A 16,018-nucleotide genomic window follows, 5' to 3' on the forward strand; every position below is an offset into this window, starting at 1 on the left:
TCATAACGGCCGCCAGCTGCGGGTCAATCGGGTTATATGGTCAGTTCGGTTGCCTACACCGGGTCGGAGACAACCAGTGTTTCCGAGCCCTGGACATGGGCCTTGCCGCTCTCGAGCAGCGGTTCGACGACGGCGCGCAGGGCGGTCATCGCGTCGTCCAGTTCCAGCATCACCGGGTGCTGGTAGGCGATCAGGGCCAAAAGATCCCGGACGGCGGTCAAGGCTTCCTCCGCGCCCAATGCGGGCTCGTGGCCGAGGAAAACCTCAGTGGGCTCGCCCGAGGCTGCACCGGAGCCGTCGGCGTCGGCGCCGGGAATGCCCTGCGCGTAGCTGATGGCAAAGCCCTCCAGCCGGCCCTTGCGGCTGGCCGCGACGCCGTGTCCGAAGGCACTGGCCTTGGGCGCCCGCAGAACGATCGCGCCGTGGGCGCCGCTGAGATCATCCAGGAACAAACGCTGCACCGTGGCAACGCTCAGCTCCCCCGGACTGTCCCAGCCGTGCACGGCGGTGTAGTAGCGGCCCACGACGTCGCTGAGCTCCACCGAGCCGGTGGCCAGGTCTTCGACCTGATCGGTGGCCGCGGACTCCGAACCGTCGCCGAACACCGGCAGCTTCAGCGGCGCCGGGTCCACGACGATCAGGCGGGACCGCTGGATCGGGGCCAGGCCCGCGGCCTCGGCAAACGCCGCCCCGGGGGTGCCCGGCTCCACCTTGCAGCGCAGTTTGGACACTCCCGACGGCGCCTGGGCGGCCTCGTGCCGCAGCATGCTCAGCAACGTGGACCCCAGACCCACGCGGCGGTGGTCCCGGGCGACCTCGACATACGCCCAGAGCCGTTCCGGATGCAGTGAGGCCTCGTGGACCACGGCCGCCGCCACGGGAATGGCGACACCGTCCACGACGTCCTCGGCCACAATGCAGCGGCGCCACGGCGAGTTGCCCGAGGGCGCCAGCGTGCCGCGGAACTGTCCGGCCTGGACCGTCTCGGGACCGCCCCAGACTTCCAGCAGCGCGAGGTCGTCGCCCTCCCGCCACTCCCGGTATTCGATGGCCATGATCAGGCGCCGATCAGCCGCGCGGCCAGGTAGCCCTCGACCTTGTCCAGGGACACGCGTTCCTGGCTCATGGTGTCGCGTTCGCGGATGGTGACGGCCTGGTCGTCCAGGGTCTCGAAGTCCACGGTGATGCAGAACGGGGTGCCGATCTCATCCTGGCGGCGGTAGCGGCGGCCGATGGCGCCGGCGTCGTCGAACTCGATGTTCCAGCTCTTGCGCAGCTGCGCGGCGAGGTCCTTGGCCTTCGGGGACAGGTCCTCGTTGCGGCTCAGCGGCAGCACAGCGGCCTTGACCGGGGCCAGGCGCGGGTCGAGCTTGAGCACGGTGCGGATGTCCACGCCGCCCTTGGCATTGGGGGCCTCGTCCTCGGTGTAGGCGTCGATCATGAAGGCCATGAACGAGCGGGTGAGGCCGGCGGCCGGCTCGATCACGTACGGGGTGTAGCGCTCGTTCGTGGCCTGGTTGAAGTAGCTCAGGTCCGCGCCGGAGGCCTTGGCGTGGGTGGAGAGGTCGAAGTCGGTGCGGTTGGCGATGCCCTCGAGCTCGCCCCACTCCGAGCCCTGGAAGCCGAAGCGGTATTCGATGTCCGTGGTGCCCTTGGAGTAGTGGCTGAGCTTGTCCAGCGGGTGCTCGAAGAAGCGCAGGTTCTCTTCGCGGATGCCCAGGCCCGTGTACCAGGACATGCGTTCCTTCATCCAGTACTCGTGCCACTGCTCGTCCGTGCCGGGCTCGACGAAGAATTCCATCTCCATCTGCTCGAATTCGCGGGTGCGGAAGATGAAGTTGCCCGGCGTGATCTCGTTGCGGAAGGACTTGCCGATCTGGCCGATGCCGAACGGGGGCTTCTTCCGCGAGGTGGTCAGGACGTTGCCGAAGTTCACGAAGATGCCCTGGGCCGTTTCGGGCCGCAGGTAGTGCAGGCCTTCCTCGCTGGCGACGGGGCCCAGGTAGGTCTTGAGCAGGCCGGAGAATTCGTGGGGCTCGGTCCACTGGCCGCGGGTGCCGCAGTTGGCGCAGGCGATGTCCTTCAGGCCGTTCTCGGCGGGACGGCCCTTCTTCTCCTCGTATTCTTCCTCGAGGTGGTCCGCGCGGTAGCGCTTGTGGCAGGACAGGCACTCCACCAGCGGGTCGGAGAAGACATCCACGTGGCCGGAGGCCTCCCAGACCTGGCGGGGCAGGATGACCGAGGAGTCCAGGCCCACGACGTCGTCGCGGCCGCGGACCACGGACTGCCACCACTGGCGCTTGATGTTTTCCTTGAGCTCGGCGCCGAGGGGCCCGTAGTCCCAGGCAGAACGGGAGCCACCATAGATTTCACCGGCCTGGAAAACGAATCCCCGTCGCTTGGCGAGGGAAATGATCTGGTCGAGGACGGATTTTGCTGCCATGGGAACTCCAATTTTGTACAGGGCCGCTGGGTGCGGTCCGCGGTGTCAGCCCCGGTCACCGGCTGGTTGCCGGGCGGGGTGATACGAACAATGCGATGCGTCTGGGCGATGCAATCTCCAAGCCTACCGGTTACCGCTTCAGCGCGCCCCGCGGCCAGGGCAGGGTGGCCAGGATGATGGCGCCAAGTGTCAGCACGGTGCCGAGGACAGTCGGAAGCGCGATCACGGTCCCGGGCACGGGCAGGATCAGGTCCAGTCCGAGGGAGCCCAGCAGCTGGCCGGCGATCATCCCGAGCCCGGTGACCAGCACGCCAAGGCTGCGGACCAGGAGGGCGCCGACGCCGATGAAGACGCAGCCGAGCGGGCCGCCCAGGTACAGCCACCACTGCGCCGGGAGCGGGTTGCCGGCGCCGGCAACGGCGAGCTTGATCAGCCAGGCCACCCACAGCAGGGTGGCTCCGGCGATGAAGTTCACCAGCGTCGCAGCGATCGGGGACCCGTAGTGGACGGTGGCCGTGCCGTTCATGGCCTGCTGGAAACTCATGAGGAAGCCGGCCAGAACCGGGAGCAGCAGGGGAAGCAGCAGCTGCACCCCGGACTCCCCGGCGCTGAACCGGGGCGACACGGCCCATCCGACGGCGGCGACGGTCAGCGCACTGCCCAGCACCCGGATGCCGGTGATGGGCCGCTTCCCCGCGGGCCCGATTCCGAGCCGGTCCACCAGCAGGCCGCTGAGGGTCTGTCCGGTCACGGCGGCAACGGTGAAGAGGGCGACGCCAAGCAGCGCCACAGTGAAGGACTGGGCGAAGACGAAGAGGGCCCCGATGCAGCCGGCCAGCACGTAGTAGGGCGGGAACTGCCGCTCCCGCACCGCGGGCACGATCCGCGCCAGCCCGGCCCGGCCCTTCGGCAGCGCCAGGGAAATGACCGCCATCACCACCAGTCCGGTGCTGAAGCTGACGACGGCGGCGGCGATGCCGTCCCCCAGCGCCACCCCGAGGGCGCCGTTGATCCGGCCCTGGAGCGGGATGAACAGCCCCGCCGCGACGGCGATGGGCAGCCCCGCGATGAGCGGGAGCCGGGGGGTGTGGGTCATGGGTGTCACCTTTGGTCAGGCATCATTGCCTATATGAGCAATTCGGAATTCGAAGACATTACTATCCGCGACGACATGATCCGGCTGGGCCAGCTGCTGAAGCTGGCGAATCTGGTCGAGGACGGTGTGGAAGCCGCGGAGCTGATCAAGAACGGGCTGGTCAAGGTCAACGGCGAAATCGACGAGCGCCGCGGCCGCCAGCTTCACGACGGCGACACCGTCACCGTCAACAACCGGACTGTGCGGATCAGCGCGCCCGCAGCCTCCTAGCGGCCGGCGCGCCCGGTTGTTGGGGCGCGGCTGTTGGGGCGCGGCTGTTGGCCGGGTGCGCTTACTTCTTGGAGTTGAGCACTACGTGCGTGAGGAACTCGGAGACGTGGCCGATTTCCTGCTGGTTGATCCCGTGCCACATGCCCATGTAGAGGACCTTGGTGAGCTTCACGTGCTTGCGGACCCAGCCGACGGTGAAGTCGATCTTGTCCTCGGTGATTACCGGGTCCTGCTGGTCGCGGCCCCAGAACAGCGGCACGGTGCCGTCGAGTTCGCCGTCGTGGAAGCTGGGGTCATCGCCGGCGTCGACGACGAACCCTGAGAGGCCGACGACGGCGGCGAAGTCCGCCGGGCGCTGCCGCAGCAGCGTCGTCGCCATGGCCATGCCCATCGAGAACCCCAGCAGCGTCACCGACGGGTGGTTGGCCTTGACGCCGTCGAGCCAGTCCTGCACATACGCCGCGGCGACCTTGACGGCGTCGAGCGAATAGTCAATGGACGCCGTCAGCGGGAACCAGGTGAAGCCCGGACCCATGGGAAGCGGGGCACGCAGCGAGGCCACTGCGAATTCCTGCGGCAGCATCTCCGCCAGGCTGAGCAGATCCTGTTCGTTGGCCCCGTAGCCGTGCAGCAGGACCAGCAGCGGTTTGCCGGCCCGCTCCTGCTCCGGCTTGGACCACAGGACGACGGGCGCGGGAAGGGCATCAGCGTGAGTCATGGAACCATTCTTACAGTTACCCGACGGTAACAACCTACGGTGGCGTAGCTTAACGTGAACAGTGCAGGATAAGAGGGTGAGCGAAACCGAAGCCATGGAAAATTCACCAGACACCTCAGCGGACACTTCGGCGGATACCGTCGTAACCCACCCGTGGACCCGCTACGTGGCCATGGGCGACTCCTTTACCGAAGGCATCGGCGACCCGGAGCCGGCCAGCCCGGGCGGCCACCGGGGCTGGGCAGACCGGGTGGCCGAAGAACTCAGCCGCGGGCACAACGACTTCGCCTACGCCAACCTGGCTGTCCGAGGCCGGCTCCTGCAGCAGATCGTGGACCAGCAAATGGCGCACTGCTTGTCCCTCAAGCCGGACCTCATCACACTCTCAGCCGGCGGCAACGACCTCATCCGCCCGGGTGGCGATCCCGACATACTGGCCGAAAAGCTGGACTCAGTGGTCCAGATCCTGAGCCTGGGCGGCGCCACCGTGGTCCTGTTTAACGGCCCGGACACCGGCTCCACCGTGCTGGGCCGGATCCGCAGCAAGGTGGCCATCTACAACGAGAACCTGCGCACCATCGCCGCGCGCCACGACGCCGTGATCGCGGACATGTGGTCGCTGCGACAGCTCAATGACCCGCAGATGTGGAATGTTGACCGGCTGCACTTCTCACCGCTGGGCCACCACACCATCGCGGCCATGGTGCTGGACTCCCTGAATGTCCAGCACACCCTGCAGCCGCTCTCCCCCAAACCGCTGCCGCAGCGCAGCTGGCGCGAGGCGCGCAGCGGGGACCTGGTGTGGGCCAAGGAGTATTTTGTGCCCTGGGTGGTGCGGCGGCTGCGGCACCGCTCCTCGGGAGACGGCGTGACGGCCAAGCGGCCCCTGGCTGGGCCGGTCTTCGGCCCCGGCGTTCCGCTGGGCTCGGGCGAAGGACCGCCCGGCGCCGAGGACGCGGTACGGTCCTGAGCCTGCGGGGCATAAGCTGGAGGAACACTTCTCCGGCCCGATGTTTGAGCCCGCAGACGAGAAGGCCCAGCAGCTGAAAGGCCCCATACCGTGAGCAGTATGTTCTTCTGGATCATCGTGTTGTCGTTCCTGATTCCCGTCGTCATGCGCTTCTACCGCAGGTCCGCCCGCKGCCGGAACCAGGGCACTCCTGGCCAGTTCGGCGGGTTCCCCGGCACCCCGGGAAACAACAACCAGAGCAACCAGCCGCGGGATGGCTACACCCAGCAGGACTACTTCGGCGGCTTCGGCCAGCTGGGCGCTCCCAGGCAGCCGGGACCGGCAAACGGGCAGTACCCGAACCAGCAGAACCCGGACGAGCAGTACCCGAACCAGCAGTTCCCGAATCCCCGGTTCCCCAACCAGCCGTTCCCGACCGAGCCGTACCCCGGCCAGCAGTACCCCAACCCGCCATATTCCGGTCCGGCGGGCTACCAGTCCCCGGTTCCCTACGAGGACAGCCCCGAATACCTGAACAACCCGCCGCAGCCGCAGCGGCAGACACCCCAGACTCCCCCCGCAGCGGAAGCGGCACAGCCGCAGGCGCCGTCGGCCCCGCTGGGGTACCGGGCGCGCAAGCTCGCCGAACTCGACCAGCAGTACAGCGACGGCAAGCTGTCCATGGAGGATTACATGGCCCAGCGCGCTGAAATCATGAAGGGCTAGGTTCCCGAAGGGCTAGACCATCACGGGCCAGATCAGGAACGGCCAGCGAAGTCGACGTCGGCCGCTTTGACTGTTCCTGCGGTCCGCCCCGGGGCCTTGTGGTACTGCCAGTACAGGTTGGTGTGGGACACCACGAGTTCCGGCGGCGGCGCGCCAAAGTCGGTCAGGTCCTCAGTGGTGTGGGCGTCGGCCACCAGCGTGACATCGTAGCCGCGGGTGATCGCGCCGTGGAGGGTCGAACGGATGCACTCGTCGGTCTGGGCGCCGGCCAGGAAGAAACGGCCGATGCCGCGGTCGGCAAGCACGGATTCCAGGTCGGTCGCCTCAAAGGCGTCGCTGTACTCCTTGGCCACTAGCGGCTCCGAATCGCGCCGGATGAGCTCGGGCACGTACTGCCAGCCGTCGCTTCCCCGGGGCAGCTCCTCGGAGTTGTGCTGCACCCAGACGACCTCCACCCCGGCGCCGCGCGCCTTGTCCACGAGGGCGGCTATGGTCGCAACGACGGCGTCCCGGCGGTAGGCCTCCGCGACCACACCGACCTGCATGTCGACAACGAGCAATGCCGTGTTGGGGCGGTTGATGAGCGTGGTCATGGTGCCTCCCGGATCGTGGCTGTCCCTGGCTGCCTACTCTAATCCCGGAGCCCTATACCGGCGAGAGACCAGGGCAACGCGGGGTCAGTCGACCTGGGGGAAGCCGAGGTCGATCACCGAGGTGGCCGGGTCCGGCCACCGGGTGGTGACCACCTTGCCGCGGGTGTAGAAACGGATGCTTTCCGGGCCGTACATGTGGGTGTCGCCGAAGAGCGAGTTCTTCCAGCCGCCGAAGGAGAAGGTGCCCACCGGTACCGGGATGGGCACGTTGACGCCCACCATGCCGGCCTCGACGTCGAACTCGAACTGCCGGGCGGCGCCGCCGTCGCGGGTGAAGATGGCCACGCCGTTGCCGAACTCGTTGTCGTTGACCAGCTTCACGGCGTCCGCATAGGTTTCGACCCGCACCACGGAGAGGACGGGGCCGAAGATCTCGTCGTCGTAGACCTTCATGCCGGGCTTGACGTGGTCGATCAGGCTGACGCCGATGAAGAAGCCGTTGGAGTCGAACTCGTGCTCGCGGCCATCCACCACCACGGTGGCGCCCTCGTTGGCGGCGCCGGCGACGTAGGAGGCCACCTTGTCGCGGTGCTCGGCGGTGATGAGCGGGCCCATCTGGGAGGCCGGGTCCGTGCCGGGACCGATCGTGAGGGTGGCCATGCGGGTGCTGATCGCGTCCACGAGTTCATCCGCGGTGCTGCCGACGGCGACCAGGACGCTGACGGCCATGCAGCGCTCCCCGGCGGAGCCGTAGGCGGCCGAGACGGCGGCGTCGGCGGCCATGTTCAGGTCCGCGTCCGGCAGGACCACCATGTGGTTCTTCGCCCCGCCCAGGGCCTGGACGCGCTTGCCGTGATCGGCGGCGCGCTTGTAGATGGACTGCGCGATCGGCGTCGAGCCGACGAAGCTGATGGCCTTGACCTCCGGGTGTTCCAGCAGGACGTCGACGGCTTCCTTGTCGCCGTGGACCACGTTGAGCACGCCTGCCGGCAGTCCGGCCTCGGCGAAGACCTCGGCGATGAAGATGGCGGAGGACGGGTCCTTTTCGCTCGGCTTGAGCAGCACGGTGTTGCCGCAGGCCAGGGCGCTGCCGATCATCCACAGCGGCACCATCGCCGGGAAGTTGAACGGCGTGATGCAGGCGACGACGCCGACCGGCTGGCGGACCGAGTGGACGTCGACGCCGCCGGCGACCTGCTCGGAGCGTTCGCCTTTGAGCATGTGGGACAGCCCGGTGGCGAACTCGATGTTCTCCAGGCCGCGGGTGATTTCACCTTCCGCGTCGGAGAGGACCTTGCCGTGCTCGCTGGTGAGCAGGGCTGCGAGTTCGGGGCGGCGCTGCATGAGCAGTTCGCGGACCTTGAAGAAGATGCCGGTGCGCTTGGCCAGGCTCGTGGCGCGCCAGCCGGGCAGGGCGGCGCGGGCGGCGGCGATGGCTTCCTCGACGCGGGCGGCGGAGGCCAGGGCAACCTCTTTCTCCTGTTCCCCTGTGGCGGGGTTGAAGACGGGGCCGAAGCGCTCGGCGTCGGAAATCAGGGCGCCGTTGATGAAGTGCGGAATGCGTTCCATGGGGTGGTTCTCTTTCTAAAAGGGGTGGGGGCTAGTTGGCGGACTCGAAGGAGCCGTCGACGAGCTTGACGATGGCGGAGCAGTCCGTGCCGGACTGGCCGGCGTCGATGAGCCGCTGGAAGAGCTGCTGGACGTGCTCGCCGAGTTCCAGCGGGGTGCCGGTGTCCCGCGCGGCGCTGATGGCCAGGCCGATGTCCTTGTTGGCCAGCTCGGTGGTGAACGTCGGGGCGAAGTCGTTGTTCGATGCCGCGGTGGGCACCACGCCGGCCACGGGATACCAGGTGCGCAGCGCCCAGCTGTCGCCGGAGGAGACCGATGCGATGTCCCAGAAGACCTGCTTGTCCAGGCCGAGCCGGTCGGCAAGGACCGCTCCCTCGGCGGTGGAGGCAAGGTTGATGAAGAGCATGAGGTTGTTGCAGATCTTCGCGGCCTGGCCGGTGGTGGCGCCGCCGGTGGGGATGATATTCGCCGCCATGGGGCGGATGTATTCGGTGGCATCGGCGACGGCGCCGGCCTCGCCGCCGACCATGAACGTCAAGGTGGCGGCCTTCGCGCCGCTCATCCCGCCGGAGACGGGCGCATCGACAAAGCGGAAGCCGGCGGCAGCGGCGGCGTCGTGCAGGGCCTGGGCGGAGGCAATATCGATGGTGGAGGAATCCACCAGCAGGGTCCGGGTGTCCGCGTGGGACAGGACGCCGTCCTCGCCGAGGTACACAGCGCGGGCGTGCTCGCCTTTGGGCAGCATGGTGAAGACGACGTCGGCACCGGCGACGGCCTCGGCGATGCTGCCGGCGGCCCTGACTCCCCCGGCCTCGGCGGCGGCAACGGCTGCGGCGTTGAGGTCGAAGCCGCGGACCTCATGTCCGGCCTGCGCGAGGTTGACCGACATGGACCCGCCCATGTTTCCCAGTCCGATCCAGGCGATAACTGCCATGGCTTAAGCTCCTTTGCTTGGTGGTTGCGATGCACTGCGGCGTGAAAGCCGAGACCCTCTGTGTCCACCATCACATCCTGCTAGAGTGCAATCAAGGCAAAAAATCACAGAGGGCATGTGCATAAATGCACACAGGCGGCGTGGGCCTCCGTATCCGTTGACGACAGACCCGCTGAGGAGGGACCACACGTGGACATGCGTCGGCTTCCGAGCCCCGATGACCTGCTGATCCTGCTGACGGTGGCCCGGCTGGGCCGGTTCAACGCGGTGGCCGAGACGCTCGGGACCACTCACACCACCATTTCCCGCCGCGTCCTTGCCCTGGACAAGCAGCTCGGCGGCCGGACGCTGGAACGCAGCCCGCATGGCTGGGAACTGACCGAGCTCGGCAGTCAGGCCGTCGCCGCGGCCGAGGCCATCGAGGGCACCCTGGGCGCCCTGTCCAGCAGCATCGCCCGGTCCGGCGATGTGGTGTCCGGCCTGGTCCGGATCAGCACCCCGGACGGCTTCGGCGCCGAATTCCTGGCCCCGGCCCTCGTCCGGCTACAGCGGGCGAACCCCATGCTCAACGTGGAGTTGCTCAGCGCCACGCGCAAGGTCAGCCAGAACCGCTCCGGCGTGGACCTGGAAGTGGTGGTGGGCAACATGGAGACCACGAATGCCCGGGCCATCTTCCTGAGCAACTATTTCCTCCGGCTGTATGCCAGCCCCGGCTACGCGCAGGAGCACGGGCTTCCGGCAACGCTCGACGACGTCCGGCAGCACGGGTTTGTCTCGTATGTGGAATCGGCGCTTCAGGTCGCGGAGCTGGGCCACCGCTCCASGCAGCTGCCCGTGCCGCGGTCCAGTTTCCAGGCCACCAGCGTCTTCGCCCAGCTCGAGGCCGTCCGGCGGGGAGCCGGGATAGGACTGCTGCCCAATTTCCTCGTGGCGGGCAGGTCCGGTTTCCTGCCCGTCCTGCCGGACGATTTCCAGCGACAGCTGCCCATCTGGGCGGTCGCCCGGCCCGAGTCCCTGCGCTCGGCCCCGGTCCGCGCCGTGCTCGAGGCGATACGCGGCGAAATCCGGGAGCGGCAGGACGTGCTGTCCGCCTGAGTCCGCGTAAACGCAGCTGCCCGGGTCCGCGCGGTGCGCGGACCCGGGCAGCCTCCCCCACTGCGGTTATTCCTGGCGGGGTCTCCTCGGGCGGAACTACCGCTTGCCGGCGGCGAGGAGGTCTGCGGTGCCCCGGGCGTCGGCGGCGTCGACGTCGTGGAGCGAAATGCCGCGGGTCTCCTTGAGGAAGAACACGGCGACGGCGGTAATCGCGCAGGCGATCATGAGGTAGATGGCTACCGGGACGGAGGACTTGAACTGGCCCAGCAGGGCGACGGCGATGATCGGCGCCAGCGAGCCGGCCACGATCGAAGTCACCTGGTAGCCAAGGGAAACACCGGAATACCGCATGCGGGTCGGGAACATCTCGGCCATGATGGCCGGCTGGCCGGCGTACATCAGGGCGTGGAAGAGCAGGCCGATGACGACCGCGGCGAGGATGATGAAATCGTTTCCGGTGTCCATCATCGGGAAGGCGAAGAAGCCCCAGGTCGCACCAAGAACGGCGCCGGCCATGTAGACCGGCTTGCGGCCCAGGCTGTCCGAGAGCCTGCCGACTATGGGCACCACGGAGAAGTGGACCACATGCGCCACCAGCAGGAGCAGCAGGATCCGGGAGGTGTCGGCATGGACCACCGTCTTGAGGTAGGTGATGGAGAAAGTGACCACGAGGTAGTACAGGATGTTTTCCGCGAAGCGCAGGCCCATGGCGGTGAACACGCCGCGGGGGTAGCGGCGGAAGACCTCGGCAACACCGTAACCCTTGTGGCCGGCCTCAACCTCCTTGCGTGCTTCGAGGAAGATCGGGGCGTCGCTGACCTTGGTGCGGATGTAGTAACCGATCAGGACAATCACGGCCGAGAGCCAGAAGGCAACCCGCCAGCCCCAGCCGAGGAAGTCCGCGGAGGACAGCACGGAGGACAGGATGAACAGCACGGCGGTGGCGAAGAGGTTGCCGAGCGGAACGGCCGACTGCGGCCAGCTGGCCCAGAAGCCACGGGACTTGCTCGGGCTGTGCTCTGCGACGAGCAGAACGGCACCGCCCCATTCACCGCCGACGGCGAAGCCCTGGGCGAAGCGCAGGAACACCAGCAGCGCCGGGGCCCAGTAGCCGATCTGCGCGAAGGTGGGGAGGCAGCCCATCAGGAAGGTGGACACGCCCACCAGGATGATGCTGAGCTGGAGCAGCTGCTTGCGGCCGAACTTGTCGCCAAAGTGGCCGAACACGATCCCGCCGATCGGGCGGGCGACGAAGCCGACGGCATAGGTCAGGAACGCCGCGAGGATGCCGTCCAGTTCCGTGCCTGAATTGGGGAAGAACGTTTTGCCGAAGACCAGCGTGGCCGCGGATGCGTACAGGAAGAATTCGTACCATTCCACCACGGTGCCGGCCATCGAGGCCGCCACCACCTTCTTCAGGCCGGACGTCTTGACGTCTGGCTCGTCTGCGCGCGTTGCGGCGGCGTTTTCCGTGCTCATGAGAACTCCTTCGGTGTCGCCTTCGACACCCCGTGGACCATTGGGCTGAAAATTTGTGTGAGTTAGCACACACAGCGTTATTCTCAACGAGTATGGGTCCGCAGGCACTGAGCCACAACGACCATTAGTGCAGAGAGCATCTGCAAAAATGCACAGGAACGCCACGCCTAGTGGCCGAAGAAGGTCTCCCGCAGCTGGCCGCCAAGCTGCCCGATCTCGGTCAGGAAGCCGTCGTGGCCGATCGGAGCCTGAATCATGTGCAGTTCCGCACCGCCCGGCAAGGCATCTGCCAGCTCGCGGGTCTGGGCCGGGAAGTACAACCGGTCCGAGTCGACGGCCGCCACCAGGAACTCGGCGGTGGCGGGGGCAAGCGCCTCCGGCAGGCTTCCGCGCCCCCGGCACACATCGTGGCTCATGAGCGCCTCGGTAATGGCGATGTAGCTGTTGGCGTCAAAGCGCCGGACCAGCTTGCTGCCCTGGTGGTCCAGGTAGCTTTCAACCTGGTAGCGCCCGCGTCCGGCCAGCGATCCGGCTTCCAGCGGCGCCTCGGACGCCTGCGGGTTCCGGCCAAACCTGCCGTCCAGTTCGGCCGCGGAGCGGTAGGTGATGTGGGCGATGCGGCGGGCGAGGGCCAGCCCAGCTTCGGGTTCCGGGCCACCGTAGTAGTTCCCCCCGTTGAAATGGGGGTCCTGCCGGATGGCCAGGGTCTGGGCCTGCGCAAAGGCAATCTGTTCGGCGGTGCTGCTGGGGCCGACGGAAATCACGGCGCAGCGGCGGACCCGGTCCGGGTAGGTGACGGCCCATTCAAGGGCGCGGGCGCCGCCAAGCGAGCCGCCCACCACGGCGTACCAGCTCCCGATGCCCAGGGCGTCGGCCAGCCGGGCCTCGGCGGCGGTGGTGTCCCGCAGCGTGACCAGCGGAAACCGCGATCCCCACGGGCGGCCGTCCGGCGCCGGGGTGGAGGGGCCGGTGGAACCGTAACAGCCGCCCAGGATGTTGATCGAAACGACGAAGTACTTCTCCGTGTCCACGGGAGCCCCGGGTCCGGCGAGCTGCTCCCACCAGCCGGGCTCCTCGCTGGCGCCGCGGGTCACGTGGGTGTCCCCGGTCAGGGCATGTTCAATGAGGACGGCGTTGGAGGCGTCCGCGTTCAGGGTCCCCCACGTCTCGAAGCCGAGGACCACATCCGGCAGCAGGATCCCGGATTCAAGCTGCAGGTCACCGATCCTGACGTACTGGACAGTACCGTCCTGAACCGTGCCATCCGGCACAGGGGAAGCAGCGTGGACCGGAGTGCTTTCCGGGGTGCTTTCCGGCCTGCTTTCCCGGGTGCTTTCCCGGGCCGCTGCGGCGGCAACAGGGTTCGGGGATGGCTTCGTTACGGTTTCACCACTGCGGGTGACGGCAATCGTCATAATGAGGACCTATCTTCGCGCTTGCCTGCCGTCAGCTGACCGGCAGGCCAGGTCTTCACCCGGGGCACCCCGCCGCRWATGGAGGGTTGCCGGCCAGCAAGCCGGGGCTGTCACTGGCACTCATGACCTGGTACGAGTGTACGAAACGGCGTGCGGAAATGACGAAGATTGTGACTCCCGTGTGACAGCCCGGCGGTTCCCACGTCGATCCAGCCCCATGTCGATCCAGGCCCACGTCGATCCAGTCCGGCGAGTTCGCCGGAAGCCTGCCCAGTCGCCGGAAGGTTACGGCGACTGCGACGGGTTCCGGCGAACTCGGGGCCGGCGGCTACCAAAGCGCCGGGTCAGGCGCCCTTGGCAGCGCGGAATCCGGCGTCGAGGTCCGCGAGGATGTCATCGATGTGTTCCAGGCCCACCGAGAGCCGCACCAGCCCGGGATTGACCCCGGCGATCTCCTGCTGCTCGGGCGAGAGCTGGCTGTGCGTGGTGGACGCCGGGTGGATCACCAGGGAGCGGACATCGCCGATGTTCGCGACATGCGAGTGCAGTTCGAGGGCATCGACGAACCGCTTGCCGGCCTCCGCTCCCCCGGCGAGGTTGAAGGCGACGACGGCGCCGGTCCCCTTGGGCCCGTATTTGCGGCCACGCTCGTACCAGGGGCTGGACGGCAGCCCCGCGTAGGCGACCGATTCGACGTCGTCCCTGGCCTCCAGCCACTGCGCCACCTTGGTGGCGTTGGCAACGTGGCGTTCGACGCGCAGGCTCAGCGTTTCGATGCCCTGGGCGATGAGGAAGGCGTTGAAAGGGGACACGGCAGAGCCGAGGTCGCGCAGGAGCTGCACGCGGGCCTTGAGGATGTAGGAGAGGTTGGCGCCCAGTGCGCCGTCCGCACCGAGGTCCCGGGCGTAGACCAGGCCGTTGTAGGTGGGGTCGGGGGTGTTGAAGCCCGGGAACCGGGCGGGGTCCTTGCCGAAGTCGAACTTGCCGGAATCCACGATCACCCCGGCGATCGCGGCGCCGTGGCCGCCCAGGTACTTGGTGGCGGAGTGGACCACGATGTCCGCGCCCCACTCGATCGGACGGATGAGGTACGGGGTGGAGAGTGTGTTGTCGACGATCAGGGGCACGCCGGCCTCGTGGGCCACCCCGGACACGCCTTCGATGTCCAGCACGTCCTGGCGCGGGTTGGAGACCACTTCGCCAAAGAACAGCTTGGTGTTGGGCTGGACGGCGTCCCGCCAGTGGTCCAGGTTGTCCGGGTCCTCCACGAAGGTCACGGAGATGCCGAACTTCTTCAGCGTGTGGGCGAGCAGGTTGTAGGTGCCGCCGTAGAGGCTGGGGCTGGCCACCACATGGTCCCCGGCCTCGGCGATGTTGAGGATCGCGAAGGTCTCGGCGGCCTGCCCGGAGCTGAGCAGCAGGGCTGCGAGGCCGCCCTCAAGGCTGGCCACGCGCTGTTCGACGGCGTCCTGGGTGGGGTTGCCGATCCGGGTGTAGATGGGCGCGAGTTCGGCGAGTGCAAAGCGGTTCGCGGCGCTTTCGGCGCTAGGGAACACGAACGACGTCGTCTGGTAGATCGGCAGGGACCGCGCGCCGGTGGCGGAGTCGGCCTCCTGGCCGGCGTGGATCTGGCGGGTTTCAAAGGACCAGGCAGTGGACATTGACGCTCCTGAGGGTACTGGGCACAGCACCGGCCAGGGCCCTTCGGCCCGTACCGGCGCAGGCGCCGCGCTTGCCTTCCGGCGGGCGCCGGACGGCCGGGTCCTCACCCGGGGCACCCCACCGCGAGACGAGGGTTGCCGGCCAGCAAACCGGGGCTTTGCGCTGGCACTCATGACCTTGCTTCAGTGTAGGAATGGCGGCGGAGCGCTGGATAGCTTTGTGACGAAGATGAAGGCGCCGGTCCAGGAATGCCTCTCGGGATGTAACGGCAGGTAACACTGGACATCCCACGATGGTAAGGCAAGCCTAAGCTGAGAGGTCCATCACAAAGTGCCAAGATGAGGGCATGCGCATGGATCACGTCTCTTACGCCTGTGAACACGATGGCTTGGCAGCCACCACTGAACGTATTGCGTCTGCCCTCGGCGTCGAAGCCGTGAAGGGTGGAGTGCACCCCCGTTTCGGGACACGCAACATGATTATCCCGCTCGCGGGACACAAGTACCTGGAAGTCGTGGAGGTCCTGAACCACCCGGCCTCGGACAAGGCCCCGTTCGGCCAGGCTGTCCGGGCACGCTCCGAAGCGGGCGGCGGCTGGATGGGGTGGTGCGTCGAGGTTGACGATCTCGCCCCGTTCGAAGAGCGGCTCGGCCGCGCGGCCGTGAACGGCAACCGGAAGTTTCCGGACGGCCGTGAACTGGTCTGGAAGCAGATCGGCATCCTGGGGCTCATCGCCGACCCTCAGGTGCCCTACATGCTCAAGTGGGAGGGCGACCCGGGACTGCACCCGTCCAACGCCTACGCGAGCGAGGTCAAAATGTCCGCGCTGACCATTGCCGGTTCGGCAGCGCGCGTGACGGAATGGCTGGGCGAGCCGGTTGAAAAGCCGCTGGAAGACGTCGCAGTGAACTGGATCGCACCGCACGGCACGCCCGGCATCCTCTCGGTCACCTTCGAGACCGCCTCCGGAGCGGTCACGATCTAACGCTCCACCCGCCCCACGCTTCGGCCGCCATCCCCTAGGTGCCAACGATGTCACCCAGGAGATGGCGGCCGAGATTATTTAACG

The 16,018-nt window shown here is 67.5% G+C and carries 15 protein-coding genes and 2 riboswitches; of the genes, 5 read left to right on the top strand and 10 right to left on the bottom strand.

What is annotated here, in order from left to right:
* Nucleotides 1–53: 53 nt before the first annotated feature.
* From AC1DEY_RS18500 to AC1DEY_RS18510, 3 genes are all read right to left on the bottom strand, one after another.
* On the bottom strand, nucleotides 54–1,055 hold the full coding sequence (locus AC1DEY_RS18500) for a GNAT family N-acetyltransferase (protein ID WP_476869244.1): 1,002 nt from the start codon (nucleotides 1,053–1,055) through the stop codon (nucleotides 54–56).
* Nucleotides 1,056–1,057: 2 nt separating this feature from the next.
* Nucleotides 1,058–2,443 (bottom strand): glycine--tRNA ligase, encoded by a 1,386-nt coding sequence (locus tag AC1DEY_RS18505; protein ID WP_441409340.1) that lies wholly within the window; start codon nucleotides 2,441–2,443, stop codon nucleotides 1,058–1,060.
* Between the two features lie 130 nt (nucleotides 2,444–2,573).
* Nucleotides 2,574–3,539: a DMT family transporter gene (locus tag AC1DEY_RS18510; RefSeq protein ID WP_476869245.1), complete on the bottom strand. Its 966-nt coding sequence runs from the start codon at nucleotides 3,537–3,539 to the stop codon at nucleotides 2,574–2,576.
* A gap of 33 nt (nucleotides 3,540–3,572) precedes the next feature.
* Between AC1DEY_RS18510 and AC1DEY_RS18515 the strand changes: the two genes are divergently transcribed.
* Nucleotides 3,573–3,809, top strand: coding sequence for an RNA-binding S4 domain-containing protein (locus AC1DEY_RS18515; RefSeq protein WP_441409338.1), 237 nt, complete (start codon nucleotides 3,573–3,575; stop codon nucleotides 3,807–3,809).
* 61 nt (nucleotides 3,810–3,870) lie between these two features.
* Here the strand turns inward: AC1DEY_RS18515 and AC1DEY_RS18520 are convergent, their stop codons facing one another.
* A complete protein-coding gene (locus AC1DEY_RS18520) occupies nucleotides 3,871–4,527 on the bottom strand; it encodes an alpha/beta hydrolase (RefSeq protein ID WP_476869246.1) in 657 nt (218 codons plus the stop codon).
* 94 nt (nucleotides 4,528–4,621) lie between these two features.
* Between AC1DEY_RS18520 and AC1DEY_RS18525 the strand changes: the two genes are divergently transcribed.
* Together AC1DEY_RS18525 and AC1DEY_RS18530 are read left to right on the top strand one after the other, a co-directional pair.
* Entirely contained in the window at nucleotides 4,622–5,497 is an 876-nt protein-coding gene (locus AC1DEY_RS18525; RefSeq protein ID WP_441409503.1) for an SGNH/GDSL hydrolase family protein, read from the top strand.
* 99 nt (nucleotides 5,498–5,596) lie between these two features.
* Entirely contained in the window at nucleotides 5,597–6,202 is a 606-nt protein-coding gene (locus tag AC1DEY_RS18530; RefSeq protein ID WP_476869276.1) for a hypothetical protein, read from the top strand.
* A 32-nt stretch (nucleotides 6,203–6,234) separates the two neighbouring features.
* Here the strand turns inward: AC1DEY_RS18530 and AC1DEY_RS18535 are convergent, their stop codons facing one another.
* From AC1DEY_RS18535 to mmsB, 3 genes are all read right to left on the bottom strand, one after another.
* Nucleotides 6,235–6,795 carry an isochorismatase family protein gene (locus tag AC1DEY_RS18535; protein WP_476869247.1) on the bottom strand — a complete coding sequence of 187 codons (561 nt, stop codon included), beginning with the start codon at nucleotides 6,793–6,795 and terminating at the stop codon, nucleotides 6,235–6,237.
* 84 nt (nucleotides 6,796–6,879) lie between these two features.
* On the bottom strand, nucleotides 6,880–8,364 hold the full coding sequence (locus AC1DEY_RS18540) for a CoA-acylating methylmalonate-semialdehyde dehydrogenase (protein ID WP_476869248.1): 1,485 nt from the start codon (nucleotides 8,362–8,364) through the stop codon (nucleotides 6,880–6,882).
* 31 nt (nucleotides 8,365–8,395) lie between these two features.
* Nucleotides 8,396–9,298, bottom strand: a complete 903-nt coding sequence (gene mmsB / locus AC1DEY_RS18545) for a 3-hydroxyisobutyrate dehydrogenase (RefSeq protein ID WP_476869249.1) — start codon at nucleotides 9,296–9,298, stop codon at nucleotides 8,396–8,398.
* A 195-nt stretch (nucleotides 9,299–9,493) separates the two neighbouring features.
* Here mmsB and AC1DEY_RS18550 point away from each other — a divergent pair, with 195 nt between their 5' ends.
* Nucleotides 9,494–10,393: a LysR family transcriptional regulator gene (locus AC1DEY_RS18550; RefSeq protein WP_476869277.1), complete on the top strand. Its 900-nt coding sequence runs from the start codon at nucleotides 9,494–9,496 to the stop codon at nucleotides 10,391–10,393.
* Between the two features lie 96 nt (nucleotides 10,394–10,489).
* On the opposite strand, the gene AC1DEY_RS18555 is transcribed toward AC1DEY_RS18550, so the two are convergent.
* The 3 genes from AC1DEY_RS18555 to AC1DEY_RS18565 all read right to left on the bottom strand — a co-directional run bounded on the left by AC1DEY_RS18555 (nucleotide 10,490) and on the right by AC1DEY_RS18565 (nucleotide 14,948).
* Entirely contained in the window at nucleotides 10,490–11,872 is a 1,383-nt protein-coding gene (locus tag AC1DEY_RS18555; protein ID WP_476869250.1) for an MFS transporter, read from the bottom strand.
* Between the two features lie 167 nt (nucleotides 11,873–12,039).
* A complete protein-coding gene (gene metX, locus AC1DEY_RS18560; RefSeq protein ID WP_476869251.1) occupies nucleotides 12,040–13,287 on the bottom strand; it encodes a homoserine O-acetyltransferase MetX in 1,248 nt (415 codons plus the stop codon).
* A gap of 12 nt (nucleotides 13,288–13,299) precedes the next feature.
* A riboswitch (SAM riboswitch) is annotated at nucleotides 13,300–13,415 on the bottom strand.
* A 216-nt stretch (nucleotides 13,416–13,631) separates the two neighbouring features.
* Nucleotides 13,632–14,948 carry a bifunctional o-acetylhomoserine/o-acetylserine sulfhydrylase gene (locus tag AC1DEY_RS18565; protein WP_476869252.1) on the bottom strand — a complete coding sequence of 439 codons (1,317 nt, stop codon included), beginning with the start codon at nucleotides 14,946–14,948 and terminating at the stop codon, nucleotides 13,632–13,634.
* Nucleotides 14,949–15,010: 62 nt separating this feature from the next.
* A riboswitch (SAM riboswitch) is annotated at nucleotides 15,011–15,126 on the bottom strand.
* Nucleotides 15,127–15,295: 169 nt separating this feature from the next.
* Between AC1DEY_RS18565 and AC1DEY_RS18570 the strand changes: the two genes are divergently transcribed.
* Complete coding sequence (locus tag AC1DEY_RS18570; RefSeq protein ID WP_390204337.1) at nucleotides 15,296–15,934, top strand: VOC family protein; 639 nt, start codon at nucleotides 15,296–15,298, stop codon at nucleotides 15,932–15,934.
* The last annotated feature ends 84 nt before the right edge of the window (nucleotides 15,935–16,018 follow it).

This window comes from Arthrobacter sp. 05T47, assembly GCF_056395825.1.

Excerpts from the sequence above, each read along its gene's own strand:
- AC1DEY_RS18500 (WP_476869244.1), bottom strand. The coding sequence starts at position 1,055 with ATGGCCATCGAATACCGGGAGTGGCGGGAGGGCGACGACCTCGCGCTG.
- AC1DEY_RS18505 (WP_441409340.1), bottom strand. The coding sequence starts at position 2,443 with ATGGCAGCAAAATCCGTCCTCGACCAGATCATTTCCCTCGCCAAGCGA.
- AC1DEY_RS18510 (WP_476869245.1), bottom strand. The coding sequence starts at position 3,539 with ATGACCCACACCCCCCGGCTCCCGCTCATCGCGGGGCTGCCCATCGCC.
- AC1DEY_RS18515 (WP_441409338.1), top strand. The coding sequence starts at position 3,573 with ATGAGCAATTCGGAATTCGAAGACATTACTATCCGCGACGACATGATC.
- AC1DEY_RS18520 (WP_476869246.1), bottom strand. The coding sequence starts at position 4,527 with ATGACTCACGCTGATGCCCTTCCCGCGCCCGTCGTCCTGTGGTCCAAG.
- AC1DEY_RS18525 (WP_441409503.1), top strand. The coding sequence starts at position 4,622 with ATGGAAAATTCACCAGACACCTCAGCGGACACTTCGGCGGATACCGTC.
- AC1DEY_RS18535 (WP_476869247.1), bottom strand. The coding sequence starts at position 6,795 with ATGACCACGCTCATCAACCGCCCCAACACGGCATTGCTCGTTGTCGAC.
- AC1DEY_RS18540 (WP_476869248.1), bottom strand. The coding sequence starts at position 8,364 with ATGGAACGCATTCCGCACTTCATCAACGGCGCCCTGATTTCCGACGCC.
- mmsB (WP_476869249.1), bottom strand. The coding sequence starts at position 9,298 with ATGGCAGTTATCGCCTGGATCGGACTGGGAAACATGGGCGGGTCCATG.
- AC1DEY_RS18555 (WP_476869250.1), bottom strand. The coding sequence starts at position 11,872 with ATGAGCACGGAAAACGCCGCCGCAACGCGCGCAGACGAGCCAGACGTC.
- metX (WP_476869251.1), bottom strand. The coding sequence starts at position 13,287 with ATGACGATTGCCGTCACCCGCAGTGGTGAAACCGTAACGAAGCCATCC.
- AC1DEY_RS18565 (WP_476869252.1), bottom strand. The coding sequence starts at position 14,948 with ATGTCCACTGCCTGGTCCTTTGAAACCCGCCAGATCCACGCCGGCCAG.
- AC1DEY_RS18570 (WP_390204337.1), top strand. The coding sequence starts at position 15,296 with ATGCGCATGGATCACGTCTCTTACGCCTGTGAACACGATGGCTTGGCA.